Origin of the sequence: Vibrio sp. 1F255 (assembly GCF_041439145.1) — a bacterium.
GTDB lineage: Bacteria > Pseudomonadota > Gammaproteobacteria > Enterobacterales > Vibrionaceae > Vibrio > Vibrio crassostreae_C.
On sequence record NZ_JBGONQ010000005.1, the window covers coordinates 59,830 to 79,487 of the forward strand.

Genomic DNA, 19,658 nt, shown 5'->3' on the forward strand with positions numbered 1-19,658 from the left:
AGACCTCGAGAACCAACGAATAGAATTTAACAGATAATGGTGGATGTATGTCTGATGTAAAATTTGAACCAAAGCAGTACCGTAAGCCTTTACCCGGTACCCATTTAGAATATTTCGACGCTCGTGAAGCGGTAGATGCGATATCTCCGAGCAGCTATAAAACCTTGCCTTATACGTCGAGAGTGCTGGCGGAACAATTGGTAAGACGTTGTGATCCAGCTGCACTTGAAGATAGCTTAAAACAGATCATCGAGCGTAAGAGCGACTTAGATTTTCCTTGGTATCCAGCACGTGTCGTGTGTCATGACATTTTGGGTCAAACCGCTTTAGTAGATTTAGCTGGCTTACGAGATGCGATTGCTGACCAAGGTGGAGACCCTGCCAAGGTTAATCCAGTGGTCGAAACTCAACTGATTGTTGATCACTCTTTAGCCGTGGAACATGCAGGTTTTGATAGCGAAGCCTTTGATAAAAACCGAGCGATTGAAGAGCGAAGAAACGAAGACCGTTTTCACTTTATCGAATGGTGTAAAACCGCGTTTAAAAACGTGAGTGTGATTCCCGCAGGTAACGGGATCATGCACCAGATTAACTTGGAGAAAATGTCTCCAGTTATTCAATCTAAAGAAGGCGTCGCGTTTCCTGATACCTGTGTCGGCACAGACAGCCATACTCCTCATGTCGATGCTCTGGGCGTTATTGCGATTGGTGTGGGCGGCTTGGAAGCTGAGACAGTGATGCTCGGTCGTCCGTCAATGATGCGTTTGCCTGATATTGTCGGCGTTAAACTAACGGGTCAACGACAAGAAGGGATCACCGCAACGGATATTGTGCTTGCGATTACTGAGTTCCTTCGCAATGAGAGAGTGGTCTCAAGCTATTTGGAATTCTTCGGTGAAGGGGCTCGTGCGCTGACCATTGGTGACCGCGCAACCATCTCAAACATGACGCCAGAATACGGCGCGACTGCGGGTATGTTCTACATCGATGAGCAGACTATTCAATACCTGAAGCTCACCGGTCGAGAGCCGGAGCAGGTTGAATTAGTTGAACGCTACGCCAAGCAAACCGGGCTATGGGCTGACGATCTCGATTCTGCTCAATACGAACGGGTATTAGAGTTTGATCTGTCTAAGGTTGAACGCAATCTTGCAGGGCCGTCTAACCCACATCGTCGTTTGCCAACTAGAGAGCTGGCTCAGCAAGGCATCAGTCAAGCATCTTGGAAAGAGCAGCATGCTAAGCAGTACAGCGACGAGCAGATGCCCGATGGTGCCGTAATCATCGCAGCAATTACCTCTTGTACCAATACCAGTAATCCAAGAAACGTGGTCGCCGCGGCATTGGTGGCTAAGAAAGCCAATCAACTTGGATTAGTTCGTAAGCCGTGGGTGAAAACATCATTTGCGCCGGGCTCTAAAGTTGCCAAGCTCTATCTTGAGTCGGCAGGTTTGCTACCTGAGCTGGAAAAGCTAGGCTTCGGTATCGTCGGCTATGCGTGTACTACCTGTAATGGTATGAGCGGAGCCCTAGATCCTGCTATCCAACAAGAGATCATCGACCGCGACCTGTATTCAACCGCTGTGTTGTCAGGGAATCGAAACTTTGATGGTCGAATCCATCCCTATGCCAAACAAGCGTATTTAGCCTCACCGCCATTGGTGGTTGCTTACGCGTTGGCTGGCACGATTCGCTTTGATATCGAGAAAGACAGCTTAGGCACCGACAACAATGGTAAGCCAATCTACTTAAGTGATTTATGGCCGAGTGATGCCGAGATCGATGCTGTTGTTGGTGAGCACGTTAAGCCTCAGCAATTCCAACAGATCTACGTAAAAATGTTCCAGCCAGACGAGGAGCAGGTGACGACTGAACCGCTTTATGACTGGCGACCTCAAAGTACTTATATCCGAAGACCACCTTATTGGGAAGGTGCTCTTGCGGGAGAACGAAGCCTATCTGGTATGAGACCTTTAGCGATTCTGGGTGACAATATCACTACAGATCACTTATCCCCTTCAAATGCGATTCTCGCTTCGAGCGCTGCGGGGGAATATCTCACCAAAATGGAAGTGCCGGAAGAGGACTTTAACTCTTACGCGACCCATCGAGGCGATCACTTAACCGCGCAACGAGCAACATTCGCCAACCCTAAGCTGTATAACGAAATGGTTAAGGACGCTGGAGAAGTTGTGCAAGGTTCACTAGCAAGAGTTGAACCAGAAGGTCAAGTTACGCGAATGTGGGAAGCGATAGAAACCTACATGAACCGTAAACAGCCTTTGATTGTCGTGGCGGGTGCCGATTATGGACAAGGTTCATCACGTGACTGGGCAGCCAAAGGGGTGCGCTTGGCGGGTGTTGAAGTGATTGTTGCCGAAGGCTTTGAACGAATCCACAGAACCAACTTAGTTGGAATGGGTGTGTTGCCTTTGCAGTTTAAAGCGGGAACCAATCGCAATACCTTAGAACTGGACGGCACCGAGCTTTACGACGTGTACGGCGACATTGAAGCAGGGTCTGATTTGGCTCTAGTCATCACTCGTAAAAACGGTGACAAGCTGGATGTTCCTGTGACCTGCCGACTAGACACGGCAGACGAAGTGAATGTGTACAGCGCTGGTGGCGTATTGCAACGTTTCGCTAAAGACTTTCTCGCACAGTAGGAGCTTATGATGACAAATAAACAGATAAAAGTACCTGCTACCTACATGCGGGGCGGAACAAGCAAAGGCGTTTTCTTCAACTTAAGTGACTTACCTGAGGCTGCGCAAGTTGCCGGAGAAGCTCGAGACGCATTACTTCTGCGCGTGATTGGTAGTCCAGATCCTTATGGCAAACAAACCGATGGCATGGGTGGTGCAACATCCAGTACCAGTAAAACCGTTATTGTTTCGAAAAGTAGTAAAGCCGATCACGATGTTGATTACCTATTCGGCCAAGTAGCAATAGACAAGCCGTTCGTTGATTGGAGCGGTAACTGCGGCAATCTGTCTGCTGCAGTGGGCCCATTTGCTATTCATAGTGGCCTAGTCGACTCGAATCGTATTCCAGAAAACGGTGTGGTCGAGGTGCGAGTATGGCAAGTGAACATAGAGAAAACCATTATTGTTCATGTACCTATCGCTGGTGGCGAAGTTCAAGAGTTAGGTGATTTTGAACTCGACGGTGTGACTTTCCCCGCCGCTGAGATCCAAGTTGATTTCCTAGACCCCGCCGATGCGAGTGGCTCTATGTTCCCAACAGGGAATGTTGTCGATTTTTTAGATGTTCCCGATCTGGGTTGCATCAAAGCGACATACATTAATGCTGGGATACCCACCATTTTTGTTGATGCTGAATCGGTTGGCTACCAAGGCACTGAACTTCAATCAGATATCAATAGTGATACCAAAGCCTTGGCTCTGTTTGAATCCATACGAGCACATGGTGCAGTAGCAATGGGTCTTATTGATTCTTTAGAACAAGCTGAATCATGTCAACATACACCTAAAGTCGCGTTTGTTGCTAAGCCTCAAGCGTACCAAGCCTCAAGTGGTAAATCGGTTGCTGTTGAAGATACTGACCTTCTTGTGCGTGCTTTGTCTATGGGGCAACTTCATCACGCTATGATGGGTACGGCTGCGGTCGCCATTGCTTCAGCGGCCAGTGTTCCGGGTACGTTAGTTAACTTGGCAGTCGGTGAGGGTTCCCGAGATTTTGTGACTTTTGGTCATCCATCAGGAACCTTAAAAGTGGGTGCTAAAGCGATACAAGGCGAAAGTGGGTGGAGAATTGAGAGGGCGATTATGAGTCGTAGTGCCCGAGTGATCATGGAAGGTGCCATTCGTGTGCCTTTTCCCAAGTAAAGCGATTGTCGTGAACGGTTAAATGTTCACGAACATTACGCTGAGAAAAGAGTGCACCCAAGTGACACTGCTAAAAGCTAGTTGCTTGGACAAATGGATAAATCATGGAGGATGCACTATGTCTGCTACGAATCGAATGACTAGAAAAACAGATTACATCACCGAGTATCAATGGGCGAGGGAAGACCCAAATTCGTTTTGGGAAACACAATCACAAGCAATTGATTGGTTTGAGTCACCTAAAACGATATTACAAACTGACGATAACGGAATTGAGCGTTGGTTTCCTGATGGGGTGATGAACACCTGCTGGCTCGCGCTGGATTATCATTGTGAAAATGGGCGAGGTGACAATACCGCACTGATTTACGACTCTCCAGTTACAGGAACTCAATCCTCGTACACTTACAATCAATTGCGTAACCAAGTGGCTAAAGTCGCTGGTATGTTAGCCACGCAAGGCGTTACCAAAGGTGATCGTGTGGTGATCTACATGCCAATGATTCCTGAAGCGGCGATGGCAATGTTGGCCTGTGCACGACTAGGTGCGGTGCATTCGGTGGTGTTTGGTGGTTTTGCCCCTCATGAGCTTGCCGTTCGAATTGAAGATGCCGAGCCCAAGGTGTTGATTACTGCATCCTGCGGTGTCGAGATAAATAAAGTCCTGCCATATAAGCCGATGGTCGATCGCGCGATCATGGACAGCCGATGGAAGCCTGAGAAAGTGGTGGTATTCCAAAGAGAGCAGTCTCTAGCCGAATTGAACAACGAACGTGATGTACTTTGGCAGCAAGCTGTTGAGGATGCTTTGCCTCACGTATGTGTGCCTGTTCTAGCGACTGACCCACTATATATCTTGTATACATCAGGGACGACGGGTAAGCCAAAAGGCGTGGTGCGCGATAATGGTGGTCATGCGGTCGCGATGAAATACTCGATGAGCACTATCTACGATATGCCGCAAGATGGTGTGTTTTGGGCGGCTTCTGATGTCGGCTGGGTAGTGGGGCATTCCTATATTGTGTATGCGCCATTGATTCATGGTTGCACAACCATCTTGTTTGAAGGAAAGCCAGTTAGAACGCCAGACCCGGGGGCATTCTGGCGTGTGTGTGAAGAGTACAACGTCGATGTGTTATTTTCTGCGCCAACGGCATTTAGAGCTATCAAGAAAGAAGATCCTGAAGGCGAGTTACTCACCAAGTATGACTTATCATCGCTCAAGTCGATTTTTATGGCGGGAGAGCGTTTGGACCCGCCAACATTGGATTGGGTTGAGTCTCATACCAATAAACCGGTTATTGACCACTGGTGGCAAACCGAAACGGGTTGGGCTATTTCTGCCAATCCGACAGGGCTGGAATCTTTGCCAGTGAAAGCAGGTTCTTCAACTAAGCCTGTGCCCGGTTACCAAGTCGAGATTCTTAATGAATTGGGTGAAACGGCACAGCCTAATCAGCAAGGCTTTGTTGCACTCAAACGTCCACTACCACCCGGTTGTCTGCCAACGGTTTGGCGTAATCATGATCGATTTGAATCTGGCTATCTGAGCCAATTCCCAGGCTATTATGTTTCTGGGGATGGTGGCTATCTTGATGAAGATGGGTATCTATTTATTATGGGTCGTATCGACGATGTGATAAACGTAGCGGGACACCGTCTGTCGACCGGAGAAATGGAAGAGATCGTGGGTGGTCACCCAGCCATTGCAGAATGTGCGGTAGTCGGGATTCACGATGACTTAAAAGGACAACTTCCATTAGGTCTAGTTGTGTTAAAAGATGGCGTAAAAGTTGATGGCATTGAGTTACAAGCGGAGTTGGTTGGCAAGGTTCGCAATGAGATTGGCGCGGTCGCGTGTTTTAAGCAAGCCTTGGTTGTTGAGAGATTACCTAAGACGCGCTCCGGTAAGATTTTGCGCAGAACCATACGACAGATCGCAGAAGGTGAACAATATGTGGTGCCTTCGACGATTGACGACCCTACCAGCTTAACTGAAATTGCTGAAAAGCTCGGTAAATAGACGTCGCAGTTTAGGTAATATCATCTTTGGCTTGTTGATTAATGCATAACCCAGCGTGATGGTTTACCTAAACGCTACTTTATTCATCCGCTTATCCATTGCGTTTACTATGACCTCATTATGAACCCCACATATTGAGGTCTTTTTTATGCGAGCTTACTTTTTGCTGATTGCTTTACTGGTCAGTGGTGCTGCTAGTGCCAGTATTTCAAAGGATGAAGCGAGTAGGGCGTTGTTAGAGCCATTGAGTCATCCCAAGATATTTAAATGTGTGTCCAAGACTGGCGTCGATCTCTATCAAGCGGTTTTTGATATGAGCGTGGGGTATGAAGCCGACCCGATTAACTCGAAGATGATCGTTAATTCAAGGAAAGGCCGCTACGAATATCAAATCTTAGGCGCGGTAAGATCTGAAAGAGCTGGTGAAATTGTCGTGTTAACTCGCCATGTGGGAGACGGTGTTAAAGTTGCGGCTATGATTGATGACGAAAATGGCAAGATACTGGGGATCGGCGATAAAAATCATTATCGAGATTGTGGTGTTAGGCCACCACCTAGCGTAGCAAACATGCAAAACTTTTGGTCTAAAGGCTAAGAGATATGTGAAAGGCAAGAATTATAGAGAAAGCGCGATTGAGGCGACCTTATTGGTCGCCTTTTTTGTTGGTGAGGATAAAGCGAGCTCAAAGCTATATATCATTAATCAGTTATGCGATGGCTGAATAATACATAGCTGAACATGATGTATCGTCTAAACGTGGCTTTATTTATCTCATTAACGGCTGTGCTTAAGATGGTTCTACTCAAAACGAAGAACTAAGCGAGACTCCTATGAAATTCACTAAACCTTTTCTTTTAGCGACACTGATTGTGACTCTTTCTGGTTGCGCATCACCAGCAATGGATAACGAAAATGAGAATGCCGCACGTAATCGTGGTGCGGTAGGTGGTGCTTTATTAGGAGCAACAGCCGGCGCTCTAACTGGAGATGCGAGTTTAGCCGTTAAGGGCGCTGCATTAGGTGGTGTGACCGGTGGTGTTGCGGGTTCAATGAAAGATACGGACGATGCAAGAAACGCACAACGAACCCAAGTTACTGCTGATGGTCTAGCGCAAGACAATCGCACTGATGCAGAAAAGCGAGTTGCGGAAGTAGAGGCGGAAATTAAGCTTATTGAACTGGAACAACAGCTTGCTGATCTCAAAGAAGAGAAAGAAGATAACGGTGCATAAAGCTGAAGCTACAGCAAAAGCCACAGCAAAAACCATAGCTTCGATATTCGTTTAATTCAAAATCATTCAAACAGAATGGCCACGTAATGTGGCCGTTTTTGTATCTAAAATACACACTTCAAACAATGAATTAATTCAATAACTTGTATAGATACTCACGCCAAGTAAACTAGACTCAGTTTAGATATTAATTTGGTTTGAGAAGCGCAATAGTCATGAATGTCACCTTAAGGGCCGCAAAGCACGCGGATTTAGAACAACTTAACGAGTTAATGTTCGATCTCCACCATCACCACCACCTTGCTAGCCCAGAGCACTTTAAAACGGCAGAAGAGATTGAGCAGGAAAAAAGCATTGCACGATACTTGGATGACCCTGAATGTTTGGTTTATGTGGCATTAAAAGGAGAGCTCATTGTTGGCTTTATCTCTGGGCATTTTTGTGAGCTTATCTCAACGGTCAGCAAACCAGTGCCGATGGGAAGTGTCGATGAACTGTTTGTCTTGCCTGATTATCGAAAAGAATCGATTGCTGAAAAGTTGTTTAACAAAGTTGAAAGTACTTTTGATGATTATGGGGTTGAACAAGTCTTTGTAGAAGTTTGGGACTTTAACTCGCCTGCCAAGGACTTCTATCAAAAAATGGGGTTCACACCTCACATTCAATGGATGAGGAAGGCTTTGCACAAAACGTAGACAGCGATTTTGTGTGGCTTTGATTACAATAGTTCAACTGCAACAGCAGTCTTCAATATTCTTCTATTATTTTTTAGGTAAACTCGTTGGTTATTCGATATTTATTAGTTTTCATACTGTCTCTTTTGAGTACTACTTCCGCTTGGGCAAACGACACTTTGCCCGATCATATCGCGGGCGCCTTGTGTGTAGTACGTGCTGATAACCAAATCGTGTTGGTTGATGAGTTGATCACCGGTCAATTGTCTCTACCGGGAGGCACTGTTGTTTCAGGTGAGCCGCCAGCCGTCGCGGCGCAACGTGAAACGTGGGAAGAGGCTGGTTTGTCGGTAACGGTCGGTGATGTGCTAGGTTATACCGACAGTGCCGTCGTGTTTGATTGTATTTCTGACTCTGAAGTGATCAGTTACAAGGCTCGAAATGAGTTAGGTGGCTTTGAGCTGCCGATTTGGTTTGCTCCTCATTATGGCGTGGAAGTCAGCCGAGCGATGTTACTTCCTCCTACTGAATTGCAAGATCACCAATACCGCTACCCAGAACAGTGGTCTGAGATTAACGAGCTGTTTTTATCTGCGACAGATCAACCGGTGACGTATGTGACTGAGCTGGTGGGCGCGGCACCCAAAGTCCATCAAGTTGAATTAAATTGGATTGTGTCACTTCAAAACACGTTCGATAAGATGCCAAGCGTATTTGCGAATACTGTGCTTTTGACTGACTTGTTGGCCAAGCCATGGGTCTTCATTGTGATATTGCCGTTAATTGCTTGGTACTTTGGCCGTAACTTCGCGTTGAAGTTTGGCTTCACTTTGATCTCGGTGACACTACTTACTTTAATCGCGCACCAAGGTTTTGGTTTTCCACGTCCACACGCTTACTTGCCAACATTGAAACTGGTGATGAGCAGTCGGTATAGTTTTCCAAGTCTGTTGGCTGCCTTGTGGGTCAGTTTAACCTTGTTAGTCTTTTGGAAACTAAAGCGCCTCTTGGAGCAAAAAGCCATTCTGGTAGTGCTCGCTGGCCTGCTGTGGATCATGCTATTTAAGTCTTATTCAGGTAGTGCGTTTTTTAGTGATGTATTAATGGGTGGCGTATTAGGCGCTTTAACGACGTGGCATATCGTGAGATTAGACGCGAAACCGGATGTTGATATTAGCGCCTTATTGAGTTCTAAAGGTGTTTGGTGGGCATTGTGCTTACTGTCGATTGTTCTGACGGTGATATGGCCACTGCCAACATTCTCATTCTGGGTGGCGATTTTGACGACGATTGCATGCCTAGTGACGTTAACAGACTCGAAACCTTTGGTTGGTCAGTTCTCATTCAAGATCGTTCTTGGAGTGATGGCGATGTTGTTAGCGGGAAATCTGCTGATTAGCTGGGCTGGAAGCTTTGTCTCTTTCAGCGGTATTGCTTCATTTATTGTTGAAACGTTACGTTTCCCAATCTTGATTCTGTTTGGTGTGGTGGCATTTCGTCTGCCATGGAAAAGAGAGTAAGCGACTCGACTAACACAAAATCAAAAAGGCTGTGCAGTGCACAGCCTTTGTCATTTCTGAAACAAGCAAAAAGTAATTCTTATTAGAACCTGTTGAGTGTTTATGAGTTGAAGATAAACTTCTCAATCGCGACCGCTACACCATGGTCGTCGTTGCTAGCTGTGATGTGATCCGCCAGTTTCTTGGTTTCTTCCATTGCGTTTTCCATTGCAATGCCAAGGCCTGCGTATTCAAGCATATGGTGATCGTTTTCAGCATCACCCATGCAGATGACTTCTTCCGCTTTAATGCCTAAGTGTTTCGCTATCGCTTCAATACCGACACCCTTGTTTGATTTCGGGTTTAGGAACTCTAAGAAGAATGGTGCACTTTGTACGATAGTAAACTGAGTCTTAAGCTCTTGTGGCAACTTACCGATGATTTCAGTCAGCTTGCTTGGTTCAGCGACAATCATAGTTTTGATGATTTCGTGGTCATCTTCTAGTTGAGAAAAGTCGAACTCGGTTATATCTAAGCAATTAATACGCGCTTCAATACCAGTGTACTCATTGTTCTCAGGTGTGATTAAGCCGTGGATCTTGCTGAAAGCATGGACATAACCACCAAGCTGTTCAGCGAGGGCAGCAATCTCTTTTGCGGCTTTACCGTTGCTGATCTCACTGTGAATGATCTCTTTTGTCGATACGTTCTGAACCATAGAGCCGTTGTAGAAGAGTACAAAGTCATCTTCGCCGTCAATCGAAAGCTCATCTAATTTGCTTTGCATGCCTTCTAAAGGGCGACCAGAAGCGAGAACTACTTTCACACCTGCAGCTCGTGCTTTGGCGATTGCGTCTTTGTTCTCTTGAGAAATCACTTTTTCACTGTTGAGTAGTGTGCCATCCATATCAAGAGCAATCAGTTTGTACATGTTGTTCCTTACTAAAAAATTAAAAGCTAACGAAATCTATGGGCGAAAGGATAAGGGAACTTGAAAGTTCAGGCTAGGGCTTTGATCAACTCATTTATCAGTACTCATTTGTTTGACCAAAAGGGGGAAGTGCTTTAAGGTCTGCGGTTGATTAATTTCATCAAATGATTGAGCTGAGGGAAAGTTGTACAAGATTAATGAAATGTTTGAAACCATTCAGGGTGAGGGCGTGTTTACTGGCGTTCCCGCTGTTTTTGTTCGTCTGCAAATTTGCCCAGTGGGCTGTTCTTGGTGTGATACCAAGCAGACCTGGGAAGCGTTGCCAGAAGAGGAAACCAGCCTTGGCGATATTATGGTTAAGACAGAAGATTCACCTACTTGGTCAGCAATCGATGCTCAAGGAATCGTGAATGAATATATCAAGCAAGGTTACACTGCTAAGCACATTGTGATTACTGGTGGTGAGCCATGCATTTATGATCTTGTTCCTCTTACTGAAGCGTTTGAGCAGCACGGTTGTCGCTGTCAGATTGAGACTAGCGGAACATCAGAAGTTAAAGCCACACCGGACACTTGGGTTACGGTGTCACCGAAAGTGGCGATGAAAGCGAAACTGGAAATCTTAGATAGCGCCTTGCAACGTGCTAACGAAATTAAGCATCCAGTAGGTACAAGCAAAGACATCGAACAACTTGACGGTTTATTGGAGCAAGCAGCAGTTCCTAACGACACTGTTATCGCTCTGCAACCAATCAGCCAAAAAGACCGCGCTACTCAGCTTTGTATTGATACCTGCATTGAGCGCAATTGGCGCTTATCAATACAAACTCACAAATATTTGAGCATCGCATAGGTTGTATTTTTACTGGGCAAGATAAGTCGCTAGTAGAAGGTTCTCGTAAGGATTTAAGATGAAAAAAGCAGTGGTAGTATTCAGTGGTGGTCAAGACTCAACAACGTGTCTTGTTCAAGCATTAAAAGAGTATGATGAAGTTCATGCGATTACGTTTGATTATGGTCAGCGCCATAGACTCGAGATTGAAGTTGCTGAGTCATTGTCGAAAGAGCTTGGTGTGAAAGCGCACAAAGTGATGGATGTGACTCTGTTGAATGAACTGGCTATCAGCTCTTTGACTCGTGACGATATTCCTGTGTCTCATGAGCTGCAAGAGAATGGGCTGCCGAATTCATTCGTTCCTGGTCGTAATATTCTATTTCTGACTCTAGCGGGTATTTACGCTTACCAAATCGGTGCTGAAACCGTGATTACAGGTGTGTGTGAAACAGACTTTTCTGGTTACCCTGATTGTCGTAATGACTTTGTGAAGGCGATGAACTCTGCACTTGTACAAGGTATGGACAAGCAGCTTGATATCAAAACACCGCTAATGTGGTTAAACAAGGCTGAGACATGGGCGCTAGCAGACCAGTACTCAGCACTTGAACTTGTTAGAAACAAAACACTGACTTGTTACAACGGCATTGTTGGTGATGGCTGTGGCGATTGTCCGGCATGTGAACTGCGTAAAGTTGGCCTTAACGATTACCTCGGTGATCGCGAAAGCATCATGGCTGAGTTGGTTCGCAAACAGGCTGAGAATAAATAATTTCAGGTAAATCAATCGGTTCGTTATATGCATCAATAATGCAGTTTCGGCCGTTGCTTTTGGCTTGATAGAGTGCTTGGTCGAGCACTGAATACAAGTCATCAAAGTCACTTAATGCGTTTGAGGTTGCTAGATAAGCAAAACTCGCGGTAACATTAAGTGACTTTTTGCTTTCTGATAAAAAGACAGTGCTTGAAATGGCGTAGTGCAACTCTTCAACGCGTTCTCGTACCTCTGCTGGTGGGGTATCGGTTAACATGATGACAAATTCTTCACCCCCTAAGCGACCAAACAATTCACCATTCACTAAGTGTTTTCTAATTTGATCACTAATATGGACCAGTGCCCGATCACCAGTAGGGTGCCCATGCTCATCATTAATCTTCTTAAACCTATCTAGATCGAGCAGCACGAGCACATGCTGTTTGTCCGTCCCTTTACAGCGTTTCACTCTTTTGATTCTTCGAATTATCTCAGTTCGGCTATATGCTTTCGTTAAGCCATCAATTGCTGCTTTTGCGCGAACCGTTTTGTTTATCAATACCGTGAAGCTTGCAGCGCAAAGCAACAGAATAACAACGATGTTGTACATCCATCTTTGATGTTCCATTTTTTCAATTTGAACGCGGTCGAGTTTCGTCTGATGTGTCAGGAAAGAGCTTTCTAGTTCTTGTTCATATTTGGCGTGCGTCAGGCCGAGCGCTTCGAGTGCGAGTCGATTGTCGATATCTCTAGCTTCCATTTGTATTGACGAGTATCGCTGGTAGAAATAGAAAGCTTGTTGGTAATCGCTGAGTGATTGATGAATATCAGAAAGCTGAAGAAGTGACTGCGCGATGTATTTATGCCTTGTGACTTGTTCAGCTAATTCTAGCGCTTGTTGAGCATAGTTGAGTGCTTCCGTTGGCAGTTTCTGTTCTTCGAACATATCGCTGATCGCCAAGTAAGCATTGATGCGAATGACATCATTGCTCAGTTCGCTCGAAGCTGAAAGAGACTCAATTAGGTAGGTTCTCGCCACATCATAGTTTTTCGTTTGAGTGTACGCTTTTCCTAAGCCAAGACTTGTGAGTGCAATACCGTAGCTATGCGACGTTGAGCTCAGCAGTGTTCTTGCTGTCTGAAAGTGGTGAATTGCTAGTTCACTTTGCTCTTGGTTAAGGTAGAGATCCGCAAGGCTGTGATGCACTTGTGCTTTCATTAAATCTGAAGCGTTTACTCTGAGAATGAGAGCTTGCTCTAGATACTCCGCCGATTTTTCATATTGCTTTAATTCTTTGAGCAAGTTACCCACATCGTTGTAAACCCCTGAAATATCATGCCCTTGTGGAAACACGTTTATTAGTGATAGGTAGGTGTCTAGTGCAGCTTGATAGTCACTGCGGAAATGATGATTGTTCGCGATGACTCGATAAGTCCCGAATTTTGGTAATACAGGGTCAGCGATGTCATGTAAATCTGACTGAAGGGCAGAGCAGTAATAGTTCGCTTGATGGTATTTAGCTTGCTCGTTAAGCGATCGGCATAGCTGGTACTTTAGTAAGGCTTTACCAGTTAAATCACTGCGAGATTGCATTTTCGCCAAAAGTGTTAGAAAGCCTTGTTGTGCTTGTTCATATTGGCCTTTGCCGTCTTTCCTCAGAGCAGAAATAAACGCTGTTTCTATCGCTTGGTAGTCATTGTCGTTTGAAGCGATTCCGTAGAACGGCTGATCTCGGTGGCTCATGTATTGATACAGAAGAGACGCAAGGTAAAGCTTATCTCCATAAACCGTTGAGCCGATGTAGCGTGTTTGCAGCATGTTTAATGCGCGCTCAGGAGAGTGGTTTAAAGTAGAGAGATAAAGCGCGTTCCAATCAGCATTTGGAGTAGAGCTTAGATTGGAGGTATAGACTGGTGAATTGTGGTCACGATCTGATGTTGATACTTGGCTATAAGAACAAAAGCTAATGAATAGTAGAAAGGTAACAAAAACGAAGTGATTCACAAGAGACGATCAATCAGATAAAGAACGATATTCTATTATTAGTTTGATGTTGCTTCAAATTCTGAATGGTGCGACTACGTGGTTATGCGAGGTAGGTCTCTAATTTATTGATACTAATCAGAGGTATATCGGTCGCGCGAATCGTGCGACCGATATCGGAAATTAGATGTATAATTTCGCTAGGTCAGAAGGCTCAAGTTCTTTGCCTTCTAATGTTGCATTCCAGTTAGTACCAACAAGAACGCCGTCTTCAGCAAGAGTCAGTAACCAATCTTCTACAAAGATATCTAGTGGAATTTCTAATACTTCGAAGTCAGCCCACTCTTCAACGTTGTGAGTTTGAGCATCTTCTTTTGAAGACCAGAATGGCATCACTTCGCTGTTTTCGAATTCACTTGAGTCACATGCTAGCCAACCTTCTTCGTTGCGAAGGCCCCATACCAGTTTAGTTTCTTGTGTTTCAGAAACGAAAAGTTCTAGATTTGCTTGAGTATCAGCTGTTAGTTTGCTCATGGATTAATTCTCTATGTTGATAACGTGGCAAGATTAACATTATAGACGGCTTAGGTATATGCTATTCAAGGAATTATCACCATACTGAAACGTTAACTTAAGATAACGTTTCAGTATGGTAAAAGCTGGGTACGCCTACTTTTTAATTTTGGTGAAGATGTGCCATTCTTCTTTGATATTACCCTTAAATCCAACAACGGAAGCAACAACTTTTCGATGTAGTGCGTGATTGATTTGGGTGTCATCACTGCTGAATTCAGAATCACCATGACCTACGATGCTGACTCTAGATGGCTGAATACCGTTGCTAATTAGCGCTCGTCTTACATGTGATGCACGTTCTTTCGAAAGCTTTAGGTTATGTTCCGCGTTACCTACTTTGCTGGCATAACCTTGCAATTCAATGCTGGTACTTTCGTAGCGCTTTAAAAATGCCGCCATTTTGCGTATCTGCCCTAGAAAGACAGGGTTTATTTCCGTTGAATTATTAGCGAAGAGTATATGCAGCTCTTTCTTTTCCGATGACTCGAAATATGATCCACAACCGTCGTTATCGATCTCGGCACCAATTTGTGTATCGGGACATAAATCTCGCGCGTTTATTACACCGTCATTGTCATCATCTTGAAGATCGTAAATTTGAGTGACCGGCGGTAGAGCGCGATATTCGAATTCATCTTCGTTGTTTTCAGCTAAAGCATTGGCAGATACAACCATGAAGCAAAGCGATAATACTGTGTTGGTAAGCTTCATTAATATTCCACCTTTTCATTCCATTCTTCTGGGATCTCAACTCGTAAACCGATGAGTAGGTTACCAGTTGCGTTCATTACGCGATATTTTGCGTATTGCTCGTCATACTTAGCATCTAAATAGCCTTTACGAGCTTCGAATAATTCATTCTCAGTGTTAAGTAAGTCGAGAAGGGTACGTTTACCGATACGGTATTGTTTCTCATATGAGATTACCGTGTCTGATGCCGAGTCTACGTGGTCAGATAGGAACTCTTTTTGCTGAACCGTTAAATCAAGTGCGCTCCATGATAGACGTAGACTCTCTTCTACATTACGATATGTACTTTCACGCAGATCTTTGGCCTTATTTAATTGGTAAGCAGCACTTTCAGCGCGGTCTTGATCAGCGCCGCCGTTATACAAGTTATATCTCAAGCGGACCATTGCGGAAAATTCGTCACTACTCCCTTCGTTGCCACCTGCGTCATCACGCCAGGTTTGCGCGGCTTCGAAAGAAACAGTCGGATAATTTGAACTTTTAGACTGTTTATATTGGAATTTAGCGGAGTCCACATCGGCTTGTGCAATTTTAATAACAGGATGTTGGTTGAAAGCTTTCGCAAGAGCGCCATCTACGGTGTAAGGAATTGCTCCAGTGTCTGCTCGCGGAAACACTAACCCCAAAGGTGACTGTCCAACAATACGTTTAAATTGAGTATGCGTATCAAACAAATTATTTTGTGCTGCGAGCAAGTTACCATGAGCTTTCGCAATACGAGCTTCTACTTGGGACATATCTGCTGTAGAGCCAATGCCAGATTCGACACGTTTTCGAATATCTCTATAGATATCCTTGTGTGTTGCCAGGTTGTTTTCAGACAGGGTGAGGACTTCATAAGCTTTCACTGCATCAAGGTATACTTTGGTGACCTCGAGAGCGATATCTTGGGCGTTGGAGAGTAATTGGTAACGAACAGATTCTGCATCAGCCGCAGTACGGTCAATATCATTGGATGTATTAGCGCCATCCCAAATTAACTGAGTCAAAGTAATCGTCGCTTCTTTACGCGTCAGATCTGTTGAATTTGTATTGGTCACTAGATCGGTATGCTCATAACCAATCCCACCATCTAGATCTATACTTGGACGATAAGCACCGCCAGAAGCATCGTTAACGTAACGTTTACTTACGTACTCATTATAAGCACTTTTAATTTCAGGATTGCTTTCCAACGTAAAAGCGACGGCTTGCTCAAGAGTTTGTGCCGCAGCTGGAAAGGTCATTGCTATAGCTAGCCCTAAGGTCGTCGTTTGAATCCTATTCAATTTGCATCTCTCCAAAATGAGTCACACCTGAGTCTTAATTTTGCACGATGATATACAAAATTCAGATGAACCGCCAAAAAAATTACGATCGCTACAACTGGCGCTCGCAAATGGTTGTAAATTTGTTAACCGATCACTGTGCGTATTGTGATGTTTTAATGCACTTAGAACACCTATTAATATGTCAATTATTTTTCGTTAGCACAATAACTTATATCAAATTTAAGAGCGCTTTAAGTATTGATGAGTGTGACCATTGTCATCATGGTGTATACGACCTTGTTAAAATATGCATTCATAACTATGAATTATATGGTGTTAGGTGTTATATTTTACCTAATATTATAAATACAATGTCACTATTTTGACGTTTTGATTGAAAAATGAGTTTTAGGGGTTTATATGGACATGACAGTATTGAATGCGAGCGGTGCATTGGCACTTGGTCAACGCATTGTTGTTTCGGTAGATGGTACAATTAAAGTCCTAGAAGACGGCCAGCCATTACAAGCAGGGGATGTCATTCTTGAATCCCAGAGCGAAAACTCTGAATCTCCAATTTCAGTCAAGCGTTTTTCGCCTGAAGATGGCGGTGAAGTTGAACTAGACCAAGACATTGCAAATATCTTTGCGGCTTTAGAAGAAGGTCAGGATCCGACGGAGCTAGGCGAAGAATTTGCAACGGCAGCTGGTGAAAGTGGTTCAAGCCTAGTAAGTAGCGGGACTATTGAGCGCGACGGTGAAGAAACCATTCCAGGTACTGAATTTGTAACGACGGGCTTTGAAGCGCTGGGAATGTCTCGTACTCAAAGCTTGAGTCTTCTTGATGCTTTCCGTTCGGTTGACCAACCGGATAGCCTAGGCACAGACAGCGAGACCATAGTTGACACAACAGCTCCAGATGCGCCAACACTGACACTTGATACGGACTCTGGCTCAGCGGCGGATGACTTCTTAACCAACGACGGCAGCTTCACAGTCGGCGGCACAGAAGAGGGTGCGACAGTCGAATACCTCGTTGACGGAAACTGGACGACAACCGCACCCGTACCAACGGAAGGTGACAACACGATCACCGTTCGTCAAACCGACGCAGCGGGTAATACATCAGGCAGCAGCGAGCTGACGTTTACTCTAGACACAACAGCGCCAGATGCGCCAACACTGACACTTGATACGGACTCTGGCTCAGCGGCGGATGACTTCTTAACCAACGACGGCAGCTTCACAGTCGGCGGCACAGAAGAGGGTGCGACAGTCGAATACCTCGTTGACGGAAACTGGACGACAACCGCACCCGTACCAACGGAAGGTGACAACACGATCACAGTTCGTCAAACCGACGCAGCGGGTAATACATCAGGCAGCAGCGAGCTGACGTTCACTCTAGACACAACAGCTCCAGATGCGCCAACACTGACACTTGATACGGACTCTGGCTCAGCGGCGGATGACTTCTTAACCAACGACGGCAGCTTCACAGTCGGCGGCACAGAAGAGGGGGCGACAGTCGAATACCTCGTTGACGGAAACTGGACGACAACCGCACCAGTACCAACGGAAGGTGACAACACGATCACCGTTCGTCAAACCGACGCAGCGGGTAATACATCAGGCAGCAGCGAGCTGACGTTCACTCTTGATACACAGGCAGAATCAGGAAATGTGATCGTAGATAGCATTACATCAGATGATGTTGTTACTGAGACTGAAAAAGAGCAAACAATTTTTGTTACAGGTACTGCTACCGGTGGAGACATACAACCTAACGACGTCGTAACTGCTGTCATCAATGGAGCGACATATACTAGTGTTGTAAAAGAGAATGGTATTTGGGAACTAAGTGTTAATGGTGAGGACCTAGCAGAAGACACCGAGTTCACTGTTTCTGTTAGTTCAACCGATAGCGCAGGAAACAGTGTTTCAAGCTCAGGAACTTCTACTCATATTTATGACTCGACTCCGGTTAATGTAAACATAGATATTGATCCGATTACTGAAGACTCAGTCATTAACGCAACTGAAGCTCAAGGGACGGTTATGATTACAGGTTCTATTACTGGTGAGGATTACGTTTCTGGAACAGTAACACTGACCATCAATGGCGTTGTGTATACAGGCCAAGTAATCGACGGGAAATATAGCATTGACGTCAATGGGTCTGACCTAAACTCCGATAGCGATAACATCGTCGACGCGAAGGTAGATGTCGTAAATGAAGCTGGAAATGTTGGCTCGGCTACTTCGACAGAGTTCTATCTAGTTGATTTAGCTGCTAGAGGAACGATCTTTATTGAATCCATCACTGACGACAATGTTATCAATCAAAGTGAAAGCGAAAGTACCGTTTCAGTTAAAGGTACTGTTGGAAGAGATGCGGATACTGGTGACCAGGTATCAGTCGTAGTAAATGGTGTGACTTATCTGACTGTTGTCCAAAGTGATAAAACATGGAGTGTAGATGTTCAGGGCAGTGATCTTGTAGCTGATAATTCAGTGACAGCTACTGTTACCGGACAAGATTGGGTTGGGAATGAATTTAGTAGTTCGATTTCTAGAACTTATGATTTAGACACCGATATCAGCAAACCGACCATCGATCTGGTGGCGTCGAGCGACAGCGGCGACAGCGACACAGACAACCTAACCAATGACAAGACGCCGACGTTCTCGCTGGGCAACATCGATGACGATGTGGTGGCAGCGGGCATCGTGGTGCTCAAAGACGGCGTTGCCCTAGAAGGCACGCTGACCGAAGAGCAAGACGGCACTTGGAGCTTCACGCCGAGCGCCGACCTGGCGGATGGCACTTACGACTTGAGCGTAAAAGTGACGGACGATGCGGGCAATAGCGCGACGTCGACCGAGCTTGAAGTCATCATCGATACCGAAGCGGCGGCGACCATCACAATCGATGATGATATCGCAGGCGACGACATCGTGAACGCAGCGGAAGCGGCTGGTGACGTGACCATTACGGGTACCGTGGGTGGTGACGCCAAACCTGGTGATACCGTGACGTTGACGGTGAACGGCAACTCAACCGATTACACAGGCACGGTGAAAGCGGATGGCACTTACAGCATCAATGTACCGGGCAGCGAGTTAGTTGCGGATGCGGACAGCACCATCGTGGCGAGCGTGAGTGGCACCGATGAAGCGGGCAACCCGTTCACGGCGACGACAGAGGCAAGCGGTGACAACAAAGACGGTGGTTACGAGGTTGATACCGATATCAGCAAACCGACCATCGATCTGGTGGCGTCGAGCGACAGCGGCGACA

General features: G+C 45.5%; 15 protein-coding genes. 10 read left to right on the forward strand and 5 right to left on the reverse strand.

Annotation, left to right across the window (positions count from 1 at the left end; translation table 11 throughout):
- Positions 1-47: 47 nt before the first annotated feature.
- From acnD to ACED41_RS05115, 7 genes are all read left to right on the forward strand, one after another.
- Positions 48-2,666: a Fe/S-dependent 2-methylisocitrate dehydratase AcnD gene (gene acnD, locus ACED41_RS05085; protein ID WP_371724588.1), complete on the forward strand. Its 2,619-nt coding sequence runs from the start codon at positions 48-50 to the stop codon at positions 2,664-2,666.
- A 9-nt stretch (positions 2,667-2,675) separates the two neighbouring features.
- Positions 2,676-3,848, forward strand: a complete 1,173-nt coding sequence (prpF, locus tag ACED41_RS05090; protein WP_371724589.1) for a 2-methylaconitate cis-trans isomerase PrpF — start codon at positions 2,676-2,678, stop codon at positions 3,846-3,848.
- A 118-nt stretch (positions 3,849-3,966) separates the two neighbouring features.
- Positions 3,967-5,871, forward strand: a complete 1,905-nt coding sequence (locus tag ACED41_RS05095; protein ID WP_371724590.1) for a propionyl-CoA synthetase — start codon at positions 3,967-3,969, stop codon at positions 5,869-5,871.
- 148 nt (positions 5,872-6,019) lie between these two features.
- Positions 6,020-6,466: a hypothetical protein gene (locus ACED41_RS05100; RefSeq protein WP_371724591.1), complete on the forward strand. Its 447-nt coding sequence runs from the start codon at positions 6,020-6,022 to the stop codon at positions 6,464-6,466.
- Positions 6,467-6,702: 236 nt separating this feature from the next.
- Positions 6,703-7,104: a glycine zipper domain-containing protein gene (locus ACED41_RS05105; protein ID WP_017062298.1), complete on the forward strand. Its 402-nt coding sequence runs from the start codon at positions 6,703-6,705 to the stop codon at positions 7,102-7,104.
- A 215-nt stretch (positions 7,105-7,319) separates the two neighbouring features.
- Positions 7,320-7,799 carry a GNAT family N-acetyltransferase gene (locus ACED41_RS05110; protein ID WP_009846623.1) on the forward strand — a complete coding sequence of 160 codons (480 nt, stop codon included), beginning with the start codon at positions 7,320-7,322 and terminating at the stop codon, positions 7,797-7,799.
- Positions 7,800-7,885: 86 nt separating this feature from the next.
- On the forward strand, positions 7,886-9,298 hold the full coding sequence (locus tag ACED41_RS05115; RefSeq protein ID WP_371724592.1) for an NUDIX domain-containing protein: 1,413 nt from the start codon (positions 7,886-7,888) through the stop codon (positions 9,296-9,298).
- A 100-nt stretch (positions 9,299-9,398) separates the two neighbouring features.
- Here the strand turns inward: ACED41_RS05115 and ACED41_RS05120 are convergent, their stop codons facing one another.
- Positions 9,399-10,208, reverse strand: a complete 810-nt coding sequence (locus ACED41_RS05120; RefSeq protein ID WP_017062301.1) for a Cof-type HAD-IIB family hydrolase — start codon at positions 10,206-10,208, stop codon at positions 9,399-9,401.
- 184 nt (positions 10,209-10,392) lie between these two features.
- Here ACED41_RS05120 and queE point away from each other — a divergent pair, with 184 nt between their 5' ends.
- Both queE and queC read left to right on the forward strand, forming a co-directional pair.
- Entirely contained in the window at positions 10,393-11,061 is a 669-nt protein-coding gene (gene queE / locus ACED41_RS05125) for a 7-carboxy-7-deazaguanine synthase QueE (protein ID WP_371724593.1), read from the forward strand.
- 58 nt (positions 11,062-11,119) lie between these two features.
- Positions 11,120-11,815: a 7-cyano-7-deazaguanine synthase QueC gene (queC, locus tag ACED41_RS05130; protein WP_017063822.1), complete on the forward strand. Its 696-nt coding sequence runs from the start codon at positions 11,120-11,122 to the stop codon at positions 11,813-11,815.
- Here the strand turns inward: queC and ACED41_RS05135 are convergent.
- From ACED41_RS05135 to ACED41_RS05150, 4 genes are all read right to left on the reverse strand, one after another.
- On the reverse strand, positions 11,775-13,802 hold the full coding sequence (locus tag ACED41_RS05135) for a diguanylate cyclase (RefSeq protein WP_371724594.1): 2,028 nt from the start codon (positions 13,800-13,802) through the stop codon (positions 11,775-11,777). The two genes, queC and ACED41_RS05135, sit on opposite strands and share 41 nt — an antisense overlap.
- 162 nt (positions 13,803-13,964) lie before the next feature.
- On the reverse strand, positions 13,965-14,315 hold the full coding sequence (locus tag ACED41_RS05140) for a DUF2750 domain-containing protein (RefSeq protein ID WP_017062305.1): 351 nt from the start codon (positions 14,313-14,315) through the stop codon (positions 13,965-13,967).
- 135 nt (positions 14,316-14,450) lie between these two features.
- A complete protein-coding gene (locus ACED41_RS05145) occupies positions 14,451-15,068 on the reverse strand; it encodes an OmpA family protein (RefSeq protein WP_371724595.1) in 618 nt (205 codons plus the stop codon).
- Positions 15,068-16,333, reverse strand: a complete 1,266-nt coding sequence (locus ACED41_RS05150) for a TolC family outer membrane protein (protein WP_371724620.1) — start codon at positions 16,331-16,333, stop codon at positions 15,068-15,070. The genes ACED41_RS05145 and ACED41_RS05150 overlap by 1 nt, the downstream gene beginning before the upstream one ends.
- 444 nt (positions 16,334-16,777) lie before the next feature.
- Here ACED41_RS05150 and ACED41_RS05155 point away from each other — a divergent pair.
- On the forward strand, positions 16,778-19,658 hold a 2,881-nt coding region (locus ACED41_RS05155; protein ID WP_371724596.1), incomplete at its 3' end, for an Ig-like domain-containing protein.